The following is a 20942-nucleotide window of genomic DNA, read 5'->3' on the forward strand; positions in this document are numbered from 1 at the left end:
ACGTATAACTATACCTATTCGACTTCAAGATGCGCTATTTCAGTGGGATTAAAAAGTGACTTAAACAAGGCTCTAGCCGCGGTGCAATAGCGAGTCTATTGTCTAGTCCAGTGACACAATTAACATCGCTTTTAACCCACCCAATGGGAGTGTCTGAAATAGCCACTTTGAAATAGAATAGCTATATAAATTCACATACAGTTTTTAAATAATATGGTTTATTGCAGAATCAATACCGTTAGCCATATTTGGCTGTCTACAGGTGATATTTAACTGTCTCTATTTTAGGTAAAAAAATGTCAGCAAAACATCCGATTATTGCTGTAACAGGTTCATCTGGTGCAGGTACGACAACAACGACTACAGCATTCAACCATATCTTTAGGCAGCTGGGGATCAATGCAGCTATTGTTGAAGGCGATAGCTTTCACCATTTCACCCGCCCAGAAATGGCGGTGATGATCCGTAAAGAGAAAACAGAGAACCGCAACATCAGTTACTTTGGCCCTGAAGCCAATGACTTTCAGCGTCTTGAACAGTGTTTTAGTGATTATGGCAGCACAGGACAAGGAGAAACACGGGCTTACCTTCATACCTTTGATGAAGCCGTTCCCTTTAATCAAATGCCAGGCACCTTTACTCAATGGCACCCATTGCCTGAAAATACTGAAATGCTTTACTACGAAGGCTTACATGGTGGCGTTGTCACTGATGACTGTGATGTTGCCCAGCATGTTGATCTACTGATAGGCATGGTGCCCATTGTCAATTTAGAGTGGATTCAAAAGATCATTCGAGATACTTCAGATAGAGGTCATAGCCGAGAAAAAGTGATGGACTCAATTGTGCGCAGCATGGACGACTATATCAACCATATGACGCCACAATTTTCGCGCACTCACATTAATTTTCAACGAGTACCTACTGTAGATACTTCAAACCCTTTTAGTGCCAAGAGCATTCCAAGTTTGGATGAAAGCTTTGTTGTGATCCGTTTTCGCGGTATCAAGAATGTCGATTTCCCCTATTACCTGCGCATGATCCAAGGTTCATTTATGTCGCGGGTCAACACGCTAGTAGTACCTGGTGGTAAGATGTCACTCGCCATGGAGCTTATCTTAACGCCACTAGTGAAAGACTTAATGGATAAGCGATTACAGCTTATTTCACCGGAAAATGAATAAGAAGCCACAGCAATAGATTATCTTAAGATTTGTTTAAGACAAGTTCTGTAGACTTCATTTCATCGGGATTTCAGGCGAAAGAACGATAAGTTAGCGTACTCTTGGAAGTAAATTCCCCCATCTTGATCTGTTTATTTCCTTGGGTATGCTGGCTAACCTCTAACCTCTAATCTCTAAATTCATCTTAAAAACGCAAATTCCAGCTCCATGTTGATCTGTTTATCTCCTTGGGTATGCTGGCTAATCTCTAATCTCCAATCTCTAACAGTAAATTTCGCACTCATATTAATCTGTTTATTTCCCTAGTCATGCTAGCTAACCTCTCTAAGCCAATTTTAATAGTTAAACTCATCTTAGAAAGAAAACTCCATCTTCATGTTGATCTGCTTAATTTCCAAGACATGCATTTCTTAGGATATGCAGGCTAACTTCTAAAGCTCATCACTAATCGTCAATTCGACAGCCCTATTGTTCTGATGAATGCTTCTGTAAGGCTAACTAGGCTATAAAGACAAGGTCCTAGCTAACAAGGATTAGTCCATTTGTATTAATAATTGGTTCAGTTTCTATGGTCAGGCAAATTTTTGCCAAAAAAAAGCGCCCAGTTGTATGAGCGCTCTCCCGGTATTAGGCATTACTTGCCGATTAGAGGGACTACTTCTCTGTATGGCTCGGAGTTCTGATAAATTTCAAGTCGCTGCATAAACTCTCCGGTTTTACTCTTATCTGATGTAACGGCTAATGCCTCAATGGCTTTTTGTTGAGTAGTAATCGCAGCGTCAAAGTCTCCTAGCTCCGCATAGGCAGCGGCAAGATTATCTAAATTAGTAGGATCTTTTGCATTAGCTTCAAGTAAAGTTAACGAAAGCGCTAGTGCTTGATCACCGTCGCGATACTTAGCTTCTGGACAGGTCGCTAAAATCCATGCAACATTCCCCAGCGAGACTTCATCACCCACTAATTTAAACTGCTCTACAGCTTTGCCACAGTTACGCTCAACCCCTTCACCACCAGAAGCATAAATAAAGCCCAATCTAAAGTCGGCCCACTTATTGCCTTGCTTACTCAGCGCTGTATACCACTGCTTTGCCGTCGATAAGTCCCTAGATACAATACTACCTTCAAAAGCTAAGTCAGCAACTGTTTGCTGAGCTTTAGCATGGCCTTGCTGTGCAGCAGCGGTTATCCAGCCCATACCAGTGTCTTGATCTTGCTCTACATAGCGACCAGAGAGGTACATAAGTCCAAGTAAATACTGAGCATCGAAATCACCTTGAGCAGCTTTTAAATGGATATGCGCGACTCTGCTGGCTTCTTCAGCCCCCTTAGGTTGAGGGATCGAAAAAGCTTGAACAGCTGTGCTTGCCGTTATAAAAAAGACCACTACAGTATTTAAAATCCAAGGTCTAAACTTCACGTGAGCTCCTTTAAATCAAACCACAAACACAGGTCTTAATGGTTATTGCTGAAATAGGCTAACTCGCAGTTAGCCAGAATTTGCCACAAATGTCGAGAATAAAGACTCAGACACAGTAATGAGAATCATTTTTATTGATAAGGTTCAAAAAATGCTAGAATTGACGCCATACATTATTGTGCCATTCACTGTCTGCCAGAAAGTAACCAAACAGGATGTGATATTGCTTGCAGAGTTAAGCATACTATTGGCTGAAAAGCCGTAATGAGTTGACATATATTACTAATGTATCAGAATAAAAGACTATCTTGATAGCGAGTTACCTTTATGCGTTAAGTCTAAACTAAGACTTCCATCAAGGTTTCACCTGCTTAATTGACGTAAGATGCTTAATTAGCATATTCTTACTCTTAACGTAAATCAGTCGAGGAACATAGGCATGGCTCTGATTGGAAAGCCAAAACCAGATCCTACTTTGGAATGGTTTTTATCACACTGTCACATTCATAAGTACCCAGCCAAAAGCACTTTGATCCACGCTGGTGAAGATTCAGATACGCTTTATTACATCGTAAAGGGTTCGGTTGCCGTCTTGATTAAAGACGAAGAAGGTAAAGAGATGATTCTTTCTTACCTAAACCAGGGCGACTTTATTGGTGAACTAGGTTTATTCGAAGAGCAAGCAGAGCGTACTGCTTGGGTTCGTGCTAAGCAAGCTTGTGAGATTGCTGAAATTTCATATAAGAAATTTAAGCAACTTATTCAGGTGAACCCTGAAATTTTGATGAAGCTTTCTTCGCAAATGGCTTATCGTCTACACAGCACCAGCCAAAAAGTCGGCGACTTAGCCTTCTTAGATGTTGCTGGTCGCATTGCACAAACATTGCTTCACCTTGCTAAACAGCCAGATGCAATGACGCACCCTGACGGCATGCAGATAAAGATCACTCGTCAAGAGATTGGTCAAATTGTAGGTTGTTCTCGTGAAACTGTTGGTCGCATCTTGAAAATGCTTGAAGAACAAAACCTTATCCAAGCTCACGGTAAGACTATCGTAGTATACGGTACTCGCTAATACAGTATTAAGCTCGGTTTAAGACAGCTTCTATAAAGTGGCCTGAGATATATCTCAGGCCATTTTTTTAGGAGTTTCGCTTGAAAGTTGCCATTTATTTAAGCGTTTTGATTTGCTTTCTAAAGTTCTCTACCTTAGCTTTTGCCAGCCAAAAAATTGAAGTAGAGCACTATCAAGCTCAGCAACTTGTCAAAGGTGGCGAGATCTTATCACTTGACGTGACCCTTGCGGGTATTCAAACGCTCTGTCACGGTAAACTTATCGACGCTCATTTATACCAGCAAAATGGCCACTGGCGATATGAGTTACAGATCCGAACAATCGCAAGTCAATTGGTTGATTTAACCCTTGATGCAAAAAGCGGTCAACTCACTCATCCAACGAAATTACCAAGTAGTTGCATTGCAAAGCCATTGTAGTATTGGCTTATAAATCAGATCGCTTTACACTGTTAACATTACTATTGAGTTCATACTCCTGTCGAAATCAACGTGTTCAATACTCTACAGGCATCACTGAGAGCATACTTTATGAAATTACTCCTTGTTGAAGATAACACGCTACTTGTTGAAGAACTGCTAAAACAGCTTAAACAAGCTGGCTATGTCACTGACACAACTGACAAAATTAGCGAAGCTGATTATCTAATTAAGGAGACCAACTATGATTGTGTCATCCTTGATATTGGTCTGCCCGACGGTAATGGCCTTGAGCTACTTGAACGCTGGCGTGAACAAGGCATACATACGCCAGTTATCATGCTAACGGCCCGTAGTCAGTGGCATGAGAAGGTTGAAGGTTTTAACTCTGGTGCTGATGACTATTTAGGTAAACCGTTTCATACTCAAGAGCTACTGGTCAGAATTCAAGCGTTAATCCAGCGTGCTCACGGAAAAGCTAATACACCAAATAAGCAGCTTACTTACGCGGGAGTTGCGTTAGATGAAAGCCAGCAATCCGTCACTGTTGCAGACAATACGTTTGAGCTTACGGCGATGGAGTTTAGGTTATTAAAGATATTCTTAATGTCACCTAAAAAGCTGCTGTCAAAAGCCCAGCTGACAGACAAGCTATATCAATTTGACGATGAGAAAGAGAGTAATGTGGTTGAAGTCTATGTGACTCACCTGCGCAAAAAATTGGGTAAAACCGCGATAGAAACTCGCCGTGGCCAAGGGTATATTTTTCACGGCGTCACTCAATGATTTCAATCCGAAGCAAACTAAGCCTGTGGTTAACAGGCTTAGTCGTTATTGCCACGATTGTGGCAATTATCTTTTTCGAGTCGATGTTACGGCAAGCTTTTCATGATTCAATTATTGCCCGATTACAGGAAGATCTTCAGCAGGTCTTGCTTGCTACCCATATTGAAGACAGCACTTTTAGAATAGATCAAACCCAACTTTCAAATTTCTATAAACCGGTTTACTCTGGCCGTTACTATCAGCTGGATCTCCCTGAGCAGGAACTCAGATCACGTTCACTATGGGATCAACGTTTAGAAGTCGTTGATTTAGAAAAGGGCGAAACTCGCGCCTGGCAAACTAAAGGTCCGCAAAACCACGATATTCAGTTATTATCCATTGGACTAGAGTCTGAAACATCAGGGCTTAATGCGACGCTTACCGTTGCACAGGACTTAAGTATTGGCCGTAAGGTTTTTTCTGAGATCTATGGCACCAAACTCATCGTTAACCTTGTGATGTTAATGACCATGATAATGGGGATATTTTTAGTTCTGCGCCAATCTTTTAAGCCGGTAAACCAAATGAAAGATACCTTAGCGAAATTACGTGAAGGTGAGATATCCTCTTTCGATCTCAATACCATTCCACTCGAACTGCAACCTCTTGCCTCCAACTACAATGAGCTTTTACAGTATTCAAGCAAGCAGATCGAACGCAGCCGTAATAATCTCGGTAACTTAAGCCATGGCTTGAAAACACCACTGGCAGTAATGCAGCAGCAGGTAGAAGCTTTAGGGTTAAAAGATCCTCAGTCTGCTGAGGCGTTACAAAAGCAACTCAACCTCGTACATAAAATGATAGAGAGAAAACTAGCAGCAGCTAGAATTACCGGAGACATGTTACCAGCGGCTCAAATGCAGTTACCAAAAGATATTGAAGATCTGACACAAACCCTCAAAAAGGTTCATCGCACTAAAAATATCAATTGCCGTTTTAATATTCCAGCTGATATAAGCCGCTTACCCATGCACCGTGAAGACGGTATGGAACTACTCGGTAACTTGCTAGACAATGCCTTTAAATGGGCTGACAGCGAGATCAGAGTCTGCATTAGCAATCATAATCAGCAGCTACTACTGACGATTGAGGATGATGGCCCAGGGGTTAAAACAAAAGAGCTGGCACAGCTCACTCACCGTGGTAAACGTTTAGACGAAGCAACCATGGGACATGGGCTAGGTCTATCGATTGTCAAAGATATTGCAGAGCAATATAAAATTGGCCTTCAATTCGAACACAGTCAAACCTTACCAGGCTTGAAGGTCACATTGGATTTTAGTGATTAGTATAAAGTCCAATGAATTCTACCCATTAAAAAGCCGGAATAATTCCGGCTTTTTTTCTTTTTACCGTTCTAACTAACAGGTTATTTAGTTTACGTTAGTGCTTTCAAAAATCTTGTCTGCAGACGCCGCCACAAAGCCTGTGTAAAGCTCACCGTCAGCTTTAGGGTAGCGGATGGCAAATTCATAAAAACAGCTAGGGATCTCTACCACAGCGTCTGAGAAGCTAACATTGATCTTGTCAGCCATTGTTGAAGATTGCTCTAGCAATACTTCAGGGCTGCCCTTAACTTCACCGCCGACAGCATTAAGCACAAAGCCGGCCTCTTTCAACGCATTATTAACTTCAAAAATAGTGTCGAAATTAGGTAGGTGATTAATTGAAACCGTAAAATGGTTTGCTCTATAACCCAGTGCTGCAACCCAAGCTGCATATTCACTTTCAGCTAATAGCAACTCATAGGTCTTAGCGTCTAAATCCCAGTGACGACCCGAGTAAAGGAAGTTATCTGCAGTTGTAGCTGCTACATCAACCTGCTCAATCAAGCCTTTAATTGTTGTCTGAAGTTCATCACTAAACTCTTCTACCAACAACTCAGAGATAAATACTTTTGGTTGAGTGCTATCTGGATGCTCAAAATGCTTAGCATTAAGCTTCTTGGCTTCAAACTTATAATCACCGCAAGCAACATAACCAATAGATTCAAAATGTGCAGCTAGTACATCAAGGTTAACCTTGCTGATATTAAACGTTCGCAGTGCAATATGATCGTTGATGATCTTGTCGCCCTTTGAAAGTAACTGATGGACTTTAGCGGCTGATGGGGTCATCTCAATATAATCTTGCCAAAGTGCTTCAAATAACGCGTTTACATTAGTGTGCATCGTTAACTCCTTTACGCCAGCGTGCTTATTGTTTGTTTGTGTCACGTGGCTATACACATTTGAGGGATTTAGCAGCCCCACCTAGGTTGGTAAGTGAAGCCGCTAGTACTTGCTAGATTTGCATTGCATCAACAGTGTTGATACTTGCTCAACGGCTTTAATGGTTCATAAAAGCTATTGATATAAACAAAAGGGAAGTGCCCCGAGCACTTCCCTTATGATTTAACCGTAAAACTAAATGCTTAAACCTGGGCTTAGTTTTGCTGGTAGGCTGACGGCGTCAGCTTCTACCGAAGCGACTGGGTAGGCACAGTAGTCAGCGGCATAAAATGCACTAGCTCTGTGGTTACCCGATGCGCCAACACCGCCAAATGGTGCAGCACCTGAAGCGCCTGTTATCTGTTTATTCCAGTTAACAATACCGGCGCGAATGCGCGCTAAGAAGTAATCATAATCTTTGCGGCTATCAGCCAGTATGCCTGCCGAAAGACCATAACGAGTCGCATTAGCCAGTCTGATTGCTTCATCGAAATCGCTATAACGAACCACTTGTAGTAGCGGGCCAAAATACTCTTCATCAGGCAGTTCAATCACGTCAGTGACATCAATAAGACCTGGAGATACAAGACCTGTTCCCGCTTCTAGATGCGTGAGCTCAACCATTGGTGTCGCGCCTAGGTTGACTAGGTTACGCTGTGCTTCAACCATGCCTTTGGCGGCAGTTTCTGAAATCATCGATCCCATAAACGGCTGTGGCTGTGCATTCCACGCGCCCACTTGAATGTTGTTAACTGCTACTGTTAGTTGCTCAAGCAGTGCGTCACCGGCTGCGCCTTTCTCGACATATAAGCGACGAGCACAAGTACAACGCTGGCCTGATGAGATATAAGCAGACTGGATAATGTCATGCACGGCAGCTTTAGTATCTTCAACACCCTTAATGATCAGCGGGTTATTACCGCCCATTTCTAGCGCTAGAATTTTACCAGGGTCACCAGCATATTGCTGATGCAGGATATGACCTGTGCGCGAGCTACCAGTGAAAAATAGACCATCAATTTGTGGATGTGATGCTAACGCTTTGCCTGTATCAACTTCGCCTTGGACAAGGTTAATCACGCCCGCTGGTAAACCTGCTTTTTCCCAAAGCTTAAGCATAAGCTCAGCGACTTTTGGAGTTAACTCTGATGGTTTAAATACTACAGTGTTACCCGCTAATAATGCCGGCACGATATGGCCATTTGGTAAGTGACCAGGGAAGTTGTATGGTCCAAATACCGCAACCACGCCATGAGGCTTATGACGCAATACTGCGCGGCCAGCTGGAGTGTCATTCTCAGAAGTGCCTGTACGCTTGTGAAAAGCCGCTACAGACAAGCCGATTTTGCCAATCATAGCACCTGCTTCAGTCGCAGTTTCCCACTGCGGCTTACCGGTTTCTTGTGCAATCACTTCAGCCATTTCAGCTTTGTTTGCTTCAAGTTGGTCACGGTACGCTTCAACAATAGCTAAACGCGCTTCAAAACCCAGCATAAACCAGTCAAATTGAGCATTGCGTGCAGCGTCTACTGCAGTATTGACCTGCTCTGGCGTCGCTGTTTTACTGTTCCAGATCACTTCTTGGTTAGCTGGGTTAATTGATGTCACTTCGTGACCTAAACCAGCAGTCCATTTACCTTCAATAAATTGTGTCATTTTATAATCCTACATTGCCAAGACACGGATCTGCTCGCCCTCTGCAACCATCAGGCCTGCAGCGGTTTCAGCATCTAAGATCACGTTGTCGTTGTCGTCTGATACAGCTAACTCTGCAGCTGTAGCGCGGTAATTTTCAAGTTGCGTATTTGAAACGATATAGCTAGTTGCAGCCGCTGGTGTATCACCAATGGTCACAGTAAGCAGTCGGCTCTCGCGTACCGAGCGAATATCATTTAGGTTGCACTCTACAGTCGGCCCGCCGTCGAAGATATCGACGTAGCCACGGCATCTAAAGCCTTCAGCTTGCAGTAAATTAAGTGCAGGTCTGGTATTAGCGTGAACTTCACCAATCACTTTCTGTGCTTCTTCAGGCAGCAAGCAAACATAAACCGCATTTTTTGGCATCATTTCAGCCATAAATGCTTTTTGTCCTAGGCCCGATAAATAATCAGCTTCAATAAAATCGATACCAAGGAAATGTTTCTGCAACCAGCCGTAAAAAGGCGAGTTGCCCTCGTCGTCGCTTTCACCACGCATTTCAGCAATGACTGTTTCGCCAAAACGCTGTGCATGTTGCGCTAAAAATAGGAAACGGCTACGTGATAACATGCGGCCATTGTTATTTTTTCGATAGCTGCCACGCAGGAATAAAGTACACAGCTCAGCAGCGCCCGTGTAATCATGGCATAAAGTCAAAGTCTCAACTTCATTGCGAACATCAATCTGCTCAGAATGGTAAACTTCCGTGCCAAGGCGGTAATGGTAGAAGGCATCTTCCATGCCCACAGCCGCTTCAATACCACAAGTACCGACGACTTCGCCGTTTGCAGTATCTTCAAGCACCATTAAATAGCCTTCATCAAAAGGCTTATCAACCTGTTTTTTAAACGATGCTTCAACGCGAGCGATCTTGCTTCGAAGAAGATCTTCGTTCACAGGTAAAGATGTGAATCCATGGCCTGACTCTTCTGCTATTTGGTATAGCGCGTCAAAGTCAGTGGATCGAATTGGACGTATAACTAACATCTAGGAGTCTCCTCACTATCACCTGCGATTGCCTCAACAGTGCTAAATAAGCCAATATTAAGAGCTAACCAACAAGTATCCTAAAGACAAAAAAGAAGCGCTAGAATGCTCTAGCGCTTCGTTTGCCAATTAGGCTGCGACTACTTTAGCGACTGCTCGCTCGAAACGCGCTAGGCCTTCCGCGATGTCTGCTTCTGGAATAACCAGAGAAGGAGTGAAACGTACCACGTTTGCACCAGCGACCAAGCTCATAACGCCCTCTTGGATGCCGGCTACTAAGAACTCTTTAGCGCGTCCTTGGTACTTTTCGTTAACTACTGCACCAATCAACAGGCCTTGACCACGTACTTCAGAGAAAACGTCATACTTGTCATTGATCTTGTTTAGACCATCACGTAGCAACTGCTCACGGTTTTTAACGCCGTCTAACACTTCTGGAGTGTTTACTACGTCTAGTACTGCATTACCAATTGCACATGCTAGTGGATTACCACCGTATGTTGAGCCGTGAGTACCAATCTTAAGATGATCTGCGATCTCTTTAGTTGTCAGCATAGCTGCGATTGGGAATCCACCGCCAAGTGCTTTCGCTGTAGTCAGTACGTCTGGTACCACATCGCCACGCATGTAAGCATAAAGCTCACCAAGACGACCAACACCAGTTTGAACTTCATCAAATACCAACAAAGCATTGTGCTTATCACAAAGTGCACGTACCGCTTTTAAGAATTCAGGATCAGCATCGATAATGCCGCCTTCACCTTGAAGTGGCTCCATCATCACAGCACAGGTCTTGTCAGAGAAAACCGCTTCTAGAGCAGCAATATCATTGAATGGTACGTGAGTGATGCTTTGTGGTTTTGGACCGAAACCGTCAGAGTATGCCGCTTGGCCACCGACACTTACTGTGAAGAAAGTACGACCATGGAATGCTTTATCAAATGCGATGATTTGATCTTTCTCAGCACCAAACTTATCCATCGCGTAACGGCGTACTAGCTTAAGTGCGGCTTCGTTTGCTTCTGCGCCAGAGTTGGCAAAGTAAACACGGTCAGCAAATGTTGCTTCAACAAGCTTAGTCGCTAATTCAAGCGCAGGCTCGTTAGTCATAACGTTAGATAGATGCCAAAGCTTTTCGCCCTGTTCTTTAAGCGCACCAACCAAAGCTGGATGACAATGACCTAAACAATTAACCGCAATACCACCAGCGAAGTCGATAAACTCTTTACCTTCTTGGTCCCAAACTCGGCTACCTTCGCCACGAACTGGGATTACAGCTGAAGGCGCATAGTTAGGCACCATAACTTCGTCAAACTGGGCACGTGTAAGATTAGTGTTAACGCTCATTCTTTCTCATCCTTTCTAATTTGCGACCACTTTTATGCAGTCGTTTTCCGCTTGATGCCTTTATCTTATGTAGGTGACATCGCGGTTGTATGTTTTGCTAGGAGGACATTATTAGCGAAAATGTGATCAAAATACCAGTTTTTCACAACCTTCTAAGAGCTGTTCAGCCTTAATAGTGCATAAAGATTTGCAGAACTGAATTATCAACGCAGATATGGCGTGGGTTTAAGCATATTTAGTCATAAAAAAGTTATCTAGAGCATGTAAACGCTAAATATTCAAACTTATTGAATAATTAGCAAGCCATATCTGGCTACTATCGCGCTAGAAAGCATTAATTCGTTACTTTTTTAGCCAGCACATGATTAACTAACCAAATTAGCCTTTTTTATTAATAATTGTATACTATTTTTTGGCAATAATTGGCGGATGTATGGACGTCTATATATTGATTCAGCTCTAGCAATAATAGCCAATACCGATATGCTTTTTGATAAAGCTATCGCCTTATCTATTTAATACTAGATTAAAGACAGTTTACGGTAGTTTTGTGCATTCAATCGGATCAACTCTTGCTCAGAAAGCTCATAATAGTCATACATCACCCGTCGCTCTGCAGCAGTAATATTTCCAGACTCTTGTAACAGGTAAACTCGAGCGAAACAGTTAGCTCTCTCTAACAACTTTGCATCATCGTTTAAGTCTGCATATTTCAAACTGGTATTAATCGACTTGAAAGCCTGTGTTAGACGGCTTTGTTCAAAATCAAGTAACTCAAGTAACTGCCAGTTCAATAAACCACTATGCTTCAACGCCTGTTGGTAAACATCCAATGCAGGAAACTCCGTTGCCATCACGGCATCGTACAGTGCTTTATCTCGACTAGCACTAGCCTCTCTGAGCCAAGTCCCCCAAGTGGTATCAAACAGCTTGGCACAATTACTAATAACACAGGAGTTACCCAGTTGATTCATCAAACTGCAACTATAGAAGAATGCACGGTCTTTACTGTGCAACTCAACCAAAGCTTGCGCCGCTATTGCGCTGATAATGCTATAACGCCATAGCTTGCGTGTGACCCACAGCAACTGAGGTTGACCACTGGGCATAAGATTACGTAGGCAAAAATAGGGGATCAACGCCTGTAGATTTTCAATACCAATATAATTGAGTACCAACTTTATATCGGTGACCTGGATTTCAGAAGACTTTGGACGACGATGTCTGAAGGTCGGACTATTGATCATATTAATAAGATCGCGCTGCAACCAAGGCAACGCCATCACCAACGGCCGTATTTTCACCAGGTCGACTTGTTTGGAATAGAGCATTTCCAACAACAAAACCTGCTTATCATCAAGGCTTGAATGTTCAAGCACTAGTTCGACGGATGCTAACTGATGTTCAATGGTTTGGTTTACGCTAGTGATAAGTTGGCTCGACACGGCTTTATATAGCGCTTGGGCGCGGTTTTGCTTGTCGATTCGCGCTCTAATCGCCTCTCGTTCAATTTCAAGCTTATTAGCATTAACTTCAAGCTCAGCATCAATTTCACCAGCCATAGCTGTAGGCTTGCTTTTGCCTACAATCAACAAGTGTTGCAACCTATGTTCTAGCTCAACGATTTTTCCGGGCTTTACTCCACCCGCGACTGAAATTGCCACAAAGAATCCTACTTTAAACCTTAAACTCAATAGTTGTGATAAACGCTAACAGTGTATTATCACCTTTTAGACAGCGATAAAAAATCCAGAGTGACTCTGGATTTTTTATCGGCTCAACCACAAAATTATTTAGCCGTTAACGCATTTCCCAGGCGCGATATGAACGCCCTTTCAATTTACCATTGACTATTTTGTGTAGTGCTCGCTTAGCAACTTTACGATTAACAGCCACATATGAGCGGTAATCAGTAATTTTAATTTTGCCCACTTCACTGCCTTCGATACCGTCTTCACCCGTCAGTGCACCAAGAATATCGCCCGGACGCAGCTTCTGTTTTTTACCGCCATCAATTTGCAAAGTAATCATGCTTGGTTGTGTCGGGAACGTATCGAGTAGATTCTCTGATGGTAGCCCTTCGCTGACGATATCTCGCTCAAGATAATCTTCAAGCAGTGCCACTTTGTAACCATCTTCATCGCTATAAAAAGTATGTGCAGCACCTTTACTGCCCGCGCGGCCAGTACGCCCAATACGGTGAATATGAACTTCAGTATCAAAGGCAATGTGGTAGTTAATAACCGCATCTAACGCATCAATATCGAGCCCTCGCGCAGCAACATCCGTTGCCACCATTATCGACACACTCTTGTTGGCAAACTGCAACAAGGTTTGATCTCTGTCTCTTTGCTCAAGATCACCATGCAACGCCACAACACTAAAACCATCATTTTTAAGCTGCGCCGCTACATCTTTGGTTTCGCGCTTAGTGTTACAAAACACCACTGCACTTTCAGGGCGGTGCTGCAATAGCAATAATTTCAATGCACGCATGCGGTCATTATTATTACCCACTTCATAAAAGTGTTGCTCAATAGTGCTTGTTTCATGCGTGGAAGCGACTTTAACCAACACAGGTTTGAACATTATCGAATCTGCAATAGATTTAATCTGTTCAGGGAATGTCGCACTGAAAAGTAACGTCTGACGTTCAACAGGGACCTGTTCAACAATGGCTTCAAGTTCTACCTGAAACCCCATGTCTAGCATGCGATCAGCCTCATCAAGCACTAATGTATGCACATCATCTAGATGTAAACGGCCACGATCTAAATGATCAATAATTCGTCCAGGTGTACCAACAATAATATGTGCGCCATGTTCAAGCGAACCGATTTGTGGACCCATTGGCACTCCACCGCAAAGGGTAAGCACTTTAATGTTATGGATACCACGGGCTAGTGTACGGATCTCTTTTGCCACTTGGTCAGCAAGCTCTCGAGTGGGACACATCACCAAAGACTGAATACGAAAACGCTTAACATCTAGCTTATGTAATAACCCCAAACCGAATGCGGCAGTTTTACCCGAACCGGTTTTGGCTTGGCCAATGACATCTTCCCCATTAAGGATCGCTGGTAAGCTCTGCGCCTGAATTGGCGTCATCGACTCAAAACCCATAGTGGTTAAGTTGTCGAGTAACTCAGTTTTGAGCTTTAGGGTTGAAAACGGCACTTGGCCATCGGTATCGAGGACTGATTGAGTCAAAGTTTCTTTCCTAAGTATTCACCGCGAGAATGAAGCTTATTGCTGGTCAATAATGACTAACCAGCTAAATACAAACGGCGAGCTTGCCGATTCTCTGCAGCGATAAAATATAGTGACAAAGGCCTGTTATACACAAGGCTCAAATTGTCGATGATGAATGCTAACTATTATAGCGCGCTATTGTAGCAGTTATTACAATAGATGCAGCATCCCCAGATGTTTTCAGCAATAAAGATTAAAGCCTGCGCTTTACCTTTAACGCTTTGCCGCTTATGTTAAAACTAACATCTTCAATTAACTCATTATCATGCCCGTTAAAACAGCTGTTATGCCATATATTGCACAGTGCTTATCCAGCAATGAGTTGCTTAACTGCAAACGCTATATTTTTGAGCTAAAACGCAAGCTGCTACGCCAGCCTCACAATCTAAAAGTATTTATTAAGATTGATGATCCCTACAGCTATATTTTACTGCAAGCCTTGGTGCCATTTATCATTCGCTACGGTGCAACGATGCCACTGAGTTTATCCTTTCACCCGATAATGTCGCAGGCTAAAAACGCCTTTCCAGAGCCTCAGCTTTGGCAAAAAAATGCTTTCGACGACTGTCAGTATTTGGCCGAGCTATATGATTTGAATTTTCCCAATGCAAATTTAAGCTGCGACGCACAAAAAATCACAGCAATTAAAGCCCTGTTAGCTTGTGACACATCTACCACAGAGGTTCAGCAATTAATCACGGTTTTTGAGCAGTTTTGGCAGGGAAAAATACCCCGCAGCAATAACGCTACCTTGAGTCTCGTAGAGGATGAAATTTTAGCTCGCAATAGTGCATTACTGAAAACCCTTGGCCATTATCAGGCTGGCACCATTTATTATGGCAACGAATGGTATTGGGGCGTTGATAGGCTCGCCTATTTAGAGCAGCGTTTGATTGCATTAAATCATCAGAATTTAACTCCGCGATTTACTAAGACCAGACTCAAATTTGATTTACTGCAGCCACCAAGCAAAACCAATCATTGCGAGCAGCCCAGCTTAACGCTGTATTTCTCCATTCGCAGCCCATACTCCCATTTAGGCTTAGAGCAAGCTGTGAAGTTTACCAAAAAATATCAAATGCCACTGATTATCAAACCGGTACTGCCGATGGTGATGCGCGGTTTAGCGGTTCCAACAGCCAAAAAAATGTATATCTTTCACGACACCACTCGTGAGGCACGCCGCTTAAACATTGATTATGGCAAAGTGGCCGACCCCTTAGGCAAGGGCGTGGAGAGATGCTACGCACTATTTGAATATGCTGAACAACAAGGTAAGGCTATCGAATACCTGTTAAATTACTCGCGAGCGGTCAATAGCCAAGGCATACACAGCGATACCGATGCGGGTCTTAAGCGTATTGTTGAGCGTAGCGGCTTAGATTGGCTGCATGCCCAAAGCCTGATAGAACAGCCAAACTGGCGTCAATGGGCACAACAGAATCTCGACGAGATGCTAGCGCTCGGTCTATGGGGAGTACCGAGCTTTCATTATCAAGATAACCATCAACAAATTAGTGTCTGGGGACAAGACAGAATCGCTAGAATAGAGCAGTTAATTCTTCATCAAAACGGTTAGTACCAATCAGTATAAATCTCTTACTATTCCACCTTTCAGCAGTAATATGTCTAAATACATACTCAGCTATTTGCCGTAGATACTGAGGTTGCTCTACTCAGGTTTAAAGACACCAATGACTGCACCAGTCGCTTTTTTAGCAACTTTTTCATCAGTTTGTTGTTCTCGATAATCACACTCAACACACTCGACCGTTTCAATGCCATTATCTTTAAATAGCACGATAGATTCCTGTGCTTTACACTTTGGGCATTTAGCACCAGCAACAAATCGTTTCTTCACTTTCTTGGTCTTGGTCGTCATCAATTAGATCCCTAAGGGTAAATTCGCGGCTATTTTGCCACAAAAGAACAAATAAGCCGATACATAGCCAGAGTTTTGCCTGTTGGTCATAGCAGTCAGACTAGAAACTAAGCTATTATCCCCTGCATTAATTGCGTTAACTCAGACTCAAGTCGGCATAAATGATCACCATCTCTCAAGCTCAACTCGTTCGCGGGTCTAAAACCCTACTCGATGAAACCTCGTTAACCGTTTACCCCGGCCACAAAGTGGGCTTAGTGGGTGCTAATGGTACGGGTAAATCATCACTACTGGCACTTATCTTAGGCAAGATCTCATTAGACAAAGGCGACTTTTCCATGCCGTCTGGCTGGCAAACTGCAACGGTTGCCCAAGAAACGCCTGCACTTGAAGTGGCAGCGATTGAGTATGTGATTGATGGAGACACCGAGTACCGCGAACTTCAAGCGGCTCTGCATCAAGCGCAAGAGCAAGATGATGGTCATAAAATCGCTTTACTACACGGTAAAATAGACGCCATTGGCGGCTATGCAATCCATAGCCGAGCGGCAAGCCTTTTAGCAGGTCTTGGATTTAGTGAAGCAGAGCAATCTAATCCAGTGAAGAGCTTTTCGGGTGGTTGGCGCATGCGCTTGAACTTAGCCCAGGCATTATTATGCCGCTCTGATCTATTGTTGCTCGATGAACCCACCAACCACTTGGATTTAGACACCATGTACTGGTTAGAGGGTTGGATCAAAGCATATCAAGGTACATTGATTTTGATCAGTCATGACCGTGACTTTATCGACGGTATTGTTGATGAAATTGTTCACGTAGAAAACTACAAACTCAATTATTACAAAGGCAACTACACAGCCTTTGAACATGTGCGTGCAGAGCGAATGGCGCAGCAACAAGTGGCCTTTGAGCGTCAGCAAAAAGAGCGAGCCCACATGCAGTCGTTCGTTGACCGCTTTCGCTATAAAGCCAGTAAAGCTAAGCAAGCTCAAAGCCGATTAAAGGCACTTGAACGCATGACCGAATTACTGCCATCACAGGCTGACAGCCCGTTTCATATGGCCTTTAGAGAGCCAGAGGCACTGCCTAACCCACTAGTCACCATGGAGCAAGTTTCTATCGGCTATGGTGAGACAGAGATCCTCAAGAAGGTCCATTTGAACTTAGTGCCTGGCGCGCGCATTGGTCTATTGGGTCGAAATGGTGCTGGTAAATCAACCTTAGTAAAGCTGCTTTCTGGCGAACTATCGCCAATGAAAGGCAAATACGAAACCAATCCAGGTCTAAATATCGGCTATTTTGCCCAGCATCAATTAGAATTTCTGAGCTTAGATGATACGCCACTGCAACACCTTGCCCGGCTTGCACCTAACGCTAAAGAGCAAGAGCTACGCAACTTTTTAGGCGGCTATGGCTTTAACGGCGATATGGCCGTTGCACCTGTACGTCCATTCTCTGGTGGTGAAAAAGCCCGCCTAGTGTTAGCACTGCTGGTTTGGCAACGTCCTAACCTATTGTTACTCGATGAACCGACCAACCATTTAGATTTAGAGATGCGCCACGCACTCACCATGGCGCTGCAGTCATTTGAAGGTGCGATGATTATCGTGTCGCACGATAGGCATTTACTGCGACTCAGTTGCAGTGATTACTACTTAGTCGACCAAGGTGAAGTGAAGAGCTTTGAAGGCGATCTAGATGATTATCATCAATGGTTACTGGATGCAGCGAAGACGGCCAATAAAGACGATGCTGCAGCAACAGCCAAACCCGTTCAAGACAAGAAACAGCAAAAGCGTTTGGAAGCAGAGCTTAGGCAAAAGCTATCACCAATGAAAAAAATCCAAACCAAGCTAGAGAAAGAGCAGCAAAAAGCCAGTGACCGTTTGAGCGAGTTGGAAGAGATGCTAGCGGATGCCAGTCTCTACGATGCTGATAATAAGCCCAAGCTTACTCAAGTGCTAAATGAACGCACCAAGCTCACTCAAGGCTTAGAAGAAAGCGAAATGGAATGGTTGGAAGTTCAAGAACAGATAGAAGAGATTGAACAAAGTGTGCGAGCTTCTGCCTGATTAAGATAATGGAATAATTAAAAGGGGCATTAGCCCCTTTTTCAATGGACAATGAAGATGACGTTTCTCAACAAGCTAGATGGGCTACTTTGGCAAGATTGTGATGATATCTATCTAAAACATCAACAAATATGCCTAGCGCTACAAGATGACCACCAAGTAAACGTGAATCTATTACTGCTAGCGACTTGGCTCGATAAGCAAAGCCATTTACTTTCGCTGCAGCAGTGGCAATCGCTGCAACAAGATACGTTGAAATGGGAATCACGTGTATTACTCCCCTACAGACAGTTGCGCCGGTTAAGTAAATCTTGTTTAGCTGCCGATGAGTATCAACAGATGCTGGATGTGGAACTGATGCTGGAGCGTAAATCACAAAAGCTTATCTTACACAGCCTCAAACAATTGGAGTGGCAGGGAGAAAGCAGTAATTTGGCAAGTTACCTTTCGCTATTTAACTTAAGCGATAAAGACTATGCTGTTTTAACTAGCTAAAGCATTTTAGCAAATTATACCAATTGCATTAAGTATTTGGCCAGTTCAGAGTCCCTCAGTCTTTTCAATTCAAAGCGCATTGGTAAAGAAATGGTTATTCCCTTTTAAGCCAATGCAAAGCAGAAGTGGAAAGACTGAGGAACTCACGTAGTGCAGGTTTCAAAACGCTGTATGCTTCGCTATGGGATTTGGATATAGAATAACTATTAGCTCAAATCCCACTACTTACCTACAACGTTTTGAATTCCCGCTGAATGGTCAAACTTTTAATGCAATTGGTATTAGGCAATTAACATTAAATACAAAAATGCCAGTCTTAGAGACTGGCATTCAATTAAGCCACGCTGATTTAAAGACTAGCTTAGAAAACCAGTTCTACACCGGCAAAGTAACCTTTAAATTGCATGTCTGCAGTCACACCGTCAAAACCATTAACATCAAATTTGAAGTCACGGTAACCAGCGCGAATACGGTAATCAAGTGCTGTACCATCAAAGTTCCAGCCAAGGCCCACAGAGTAGTCATAAACGTTTGACTCATCAACGCCCATCATGATGTCAGCAAAGCCGTACAATCCTAGACCAGGAATACCCACTTGAGCGTCAACATAGCCCATCACAATGCCGCTATCGATATCTTTTCTTTCTGGGTGACCAGCGTCTGCTACGCGGAATTCACCATGCATAAGCTTATATGCAGCACCAATATCTAACGCAACGATATCGTTATCTAGAATCTCGTAATAAAGCACAAAATCAGTATTACTTAGGTCAGTTGTTGCGTTTACATCACCGATGAAGTTATGACCATTAAAGTTAAAATCAGCACCTGACATGCTGCCTTTACCTTCTAAGCTATTCTCACGGATCTTAACATTCGGGATCAATGGAATTGGATGCTCAATTGCAACCCAGATACTGCCTTGCGAAGAGTCTTTATAGTTAAACTCTTGTTGCGGCTGGCCTCTTTCTGCAAAAGTTCCACTGGTATCAGCTTGCCAGTAATCACCACCCACTTTAAAACCAACAACAGAAGCAGCATGAGCAGAAGTGCCGACTAGAGAGCCTAATAGTGCACACGCTAATAATGTCTTTTTCATAGTTAACCTTGAGTCAATAAGTTAGTTAAATCGATAACCGCGGCATTTGCACGCGAGATATAGTTTGCCATCACTAAAGAGTGATTAGCGACAACCCCAAAGCCTGAACCATTAAGGATCATAGGGCTCCAAACGGGCTGCTGTGTTTCTTCGAGTTCACGAATAATTTGTCGCAAACTCACTTGAGCATTCTTTTTCTTTAAAACGTCAGCGAAATCAACTTCTACCGCTTTCATGAAATTAAGCAGCGCCCATGTTGCGCCACGAGTCTCATAAAACACGTCATCAATTTTCCACCAGCTAGTTTTAATCTCTTGTGCAACATAGCCTGGTGTTGATTGTCTTGCTGAGCTATCACCAGATAGGTCTGTATTGAGTCTCTCTTGACCAACACTTGCAGAAAGACGTTGTGACATGCTGCCAAGGCGTTTTTGCACCTCTTTCAGCCATTCATTTAGGTTATCAGCTCGTGCATAGAACTGTGCATCTGGATTCTCTGTAGCTATCATTCGAGCACGGTACAATTTCAATAACTTAACCGCATCACGATACTCACTTTCAGCACTTGGTACCAACCAGCTTGTGTGTTCAATATTGAGTTTAGAGTGAGCTGCCAGTAGGTCTTTATCAGCGGTAGATTGAGACTGAGAACGGCTAAACTCTTTACGCATAATGAGCGCTAAGTCACGAGCTTGCTCAATAGCGCCAAACTCAAATGCTGGCATGTTGTCCATCAGAATCGAAGGGGGAGTAACATCATTCGACAACCACCCACCCTGTTTATCTAGCAAGGTTTCGACTGTTAAAATTAATGAGGTTGTGGTGGCATAACCTGTCACCTGGCGACTGCCATCTTGTTTATAAGCTTCTTGCTCAATCACATCAGGCTCGACACTCCACCATACTGCAACAAAGTAGCCAATCAAAAAGATCACCGCGGCGATACCGACGCCTTTCTTCCATGTCATTTGCATTTACTG

General features: G+C 43.3%; 18 protein-coding genes. 8 read left to right on the forward strand and 10 right to left on the reverse strand.

Annotation, left to right across the window (positions count from 1 at the left end):
- Positions 1–296 precede the first annotated feature (296 nt).
- The gene (locus L2730_RS04550; RefSeq protein WP_020910950.1) at positions 297–1184 is read left to right on the forward strand and encodes a phosphoribulokinase; all 888 of its coding nucleotides are present in this window, start codon (positions 297–299) and stop codon (positions 1182–1184) included.
- Positions 1185–1818: 634 nt separating this feature from the next.
- On the opposite strand, the gene L2730_RS04555 is transcribed toward L2730_RS04550, so the two are convergent.
- On the reverse strand, positions 1819–2601 hold the full coding sequence (locus L2730_RS04555; protein ID WP_428848431.1) for a tetratricopeptide repeat protein: 783 nt from the start codon (positions 2599–2601) through the stop codon (positions 1819–1821).
- 439 nt (positions 2602–3040) lie between these two features.
- Here L2730_RS04555 and crp point away from each other — a divergent pair, with 439 nt between their 5' ends.
- The 4 genes from crp to L2730_RS04575 all read left to right on the forward strand — a co-directional run bounded on the left by crp (position 3041) and on the right by L2730_RS04575 (position 6209).
- On the forward strand, positions 3041–3676 hold the full coding sequence (crp, locus tag L2730_RS04560) for a cAMP-activated global transcriptional regulator CRP (RefSeq protein ID WP_012156707.1): 636 nt from the start codon (positions 3041–3043) through the stop codon (positions 3674–3676).
- Positions 3677–3756: 80 nt separating this feature from the next.
- On the forward strand, positions 3757–4095 hold the full coding sequence (locus L2730_RS04565) for a PepSY domain-containing protein (protein ID WP_248973494.1): 339 nt from the start codon (positions 3757–3759) through the stop codon (positions 4093–4095).
- Between the two features lie 111 nt (positions 4096–4206).
- Positions 4207–4881, forward strand: a complete 675-nt coding sequence (locus L2730_RS04570; protein ID WP_248973495.1) for a response regulator transcription factor — start codon at positions 4207–4209, stop codon at positions 4879–4881.
- On the forward strand, positions 4878–6209 hold the full coding sequence (locus tag L2730_RS04575) for an ATP-binding protein (RefSeq protein ID WP_248973496.1): 1332 nt from the start codon (positions 4878–4880) through the stop codon (positions 6207–6209). The genes L2730_RS04570 and L2730_RS04575 overlap by 4 nt, the downstream gene beginning before the upstream one ends.
- Positions 6210–6293: 84 nt before the next feature.
- Here L2730_RS04575 and L2730_RS04580 read toward each other — a convergent pair whose 3' ends face one another.
- From L2730_RS04580 to dbpA, 6 genes are all read right to left on the reverse strand, one after another.
- Positions 6294–7091 (reverse strand): DUF1338 domain-containing protein, encoded by a 798-nt coding sequence (locus tag L2730_RS04580; RefSeq protein WP_248973497.1) that lies wholly within the window; start codon positions 7089–7091, stop codon positions 6294–6296.
- A gap of 234 nt (positions 7092–7325) precedes the next feature.
- Positions 7326–8786 carry a succinylglutamate-semialdehyde dehydrogenase gene (gene astD / locus L2730_RS04585; RefSeq protein WP_248973498.1) on the reverse strand — a complete coding sequence of 487 codons (1461 nt, stop codon included), beginning with the start codon at positions 8784–8786 and terminating at the stop codon, positions 7326–7328.
- A 9-nt stretch (positions 8787–8795) separates the two neighbouring features.
- Positions 8796–9815, reverse strand: a complete 1020-nt coding sequence (astA, locus tag L2730_RS04590) for an arginine N-succinyltransferase (RefSeq protein ID WP_248973499.1) — start codon at positions 9813–9815, stop codon at positions 8796–8798.
- A 129-nt stretch (positions 9816–9944) separates the two neighbouring features.
- A complete protein-coding gene (locus L2730_RS04595; RefSeq protein ID WP_248973500.1) occupies positions 9945–11162 on the reverse strand; it encodes an aspartate aminotransferase family protein in 1218 nt (405 codons plus the stop codon).
- Between the two features lie 521 nt (positions 11163–11683).
- Complete coding sequence (locus L2730_RS04600) at positions 11684–12826, reverse strand: HDOD domain-containing protein (RefSeq protein WP_248973501.1); 1143 nt, start codon at positions 12824–12826, stop codon at positions 11684–11686.
- Positions 12827–12962: 136 nt separating this feature from the next.
- Positions 12963–14339 carry an ATP-dependent RNA helicase DbpA gene (dbpA, locus tag L2730_RS04605; protein WP_248973602.1) on the reverse strand — a complete coding sequence of 459 codons (1377 nt, stop codon included), beginning with the start codon at positions 14337–14339 and terminating at the stop codon, positions 12963–12965.
- A gap of 361 nt (positions 14340–14700) precedes the next feature.
- On the opposite strand from dbpA, the gene L2730_RS04610 reads away from it, so the two are divergent.
- Positions 14701–15993 (forward strand): DsbA family protein, encoded by a 1293-nt coding sequence (locus L2730_RS04610; RefSeq protein WP_248973502.1) that lies wholly within the window; start codon positions 14701–14703, stop codon positions 15991–15993.
- A 93-nt stretch (positions 15994–16086) separates the two neighbouring features.
- Here L2730_RS04610 and L2730_RS04615 read toward each other — a convergent pair whose 3' ends face one another.
- Positions 16087–16296 carry a YheV family putative zinc ribbon protein gene (locus L2730_RS04615; RefSeq protein ID WP_248973503.1) on the reverse strand — a complete coding sequence of 70 codons (210 nt, stop codon included), beginning with the start codon at positions 16294–16296 and terminating at the stop codon, positions 16087–16089.
- Positions 16297–16457: 161 nt separating this feature from the next.
- Here L2730_RS04615 and L2730_RS04620 point away from each other — a divergent pair, with 161 nt between their 5' ends.
- A complete protein-coding gene (locus L2730_RS04620; protein ID WP_248973504.1) occupies positions 16458–18368 on the forward strand; it encodes an ABC transporter ATP-binding protein in 1911 nt (636 codons plus the stop codon).
- Positions 18369–18425: 57 nt separating this feature from the next.
- On the forward strand, positions 18426–18863 hold the full coding sequence (locus tag L2730_RS04625) for a TIGR02444 family protein (RefSeq protein ID WP_248973505.1): 438 nt from the start codon (positions 18426–18428) through the stop codon (positions 18861–18863).
- 361 nt (positions 18864–19224) lie between these two features.
- On the opposite strand, the gene L2730_RS04630 is transcribed toward L2730_RS04625, so the two are convergent.
- A complete protein-coding gene (locus L2730_RS04630; protein ID WP_020910933.1) occupies positions 19225–19962 on the reverse strand; it encodes a TIGR04219 family outer membrane beta-barrel protein in 738 nt (245 codons plus the stop codon).
- Between the two features lie 2 nt (positions 19963–19964).
- The gene (locus tag L2730_RS04635; protein WP_248973506.1) at positions 19965–20936 is read right to left on the reverse strand and encodes a DUF2333 family protein; all 972 of its coding nucleotides are present in this window, start codon (positions 20934–20936) and stop codon (positions 19965–19967) included.
- Positions 20937–20942 lie beyond the last annotated feature (6 nt).

It is taken from the genome of Shewanella kaireitica (genome assembly GCF_023284045.1).
GTDB lineage: Bacteria > Pseudomonadota > Gammaproteobacteria > Enterobacterales > Shewanellaceae > Shewanella > Shewanella kaireitica.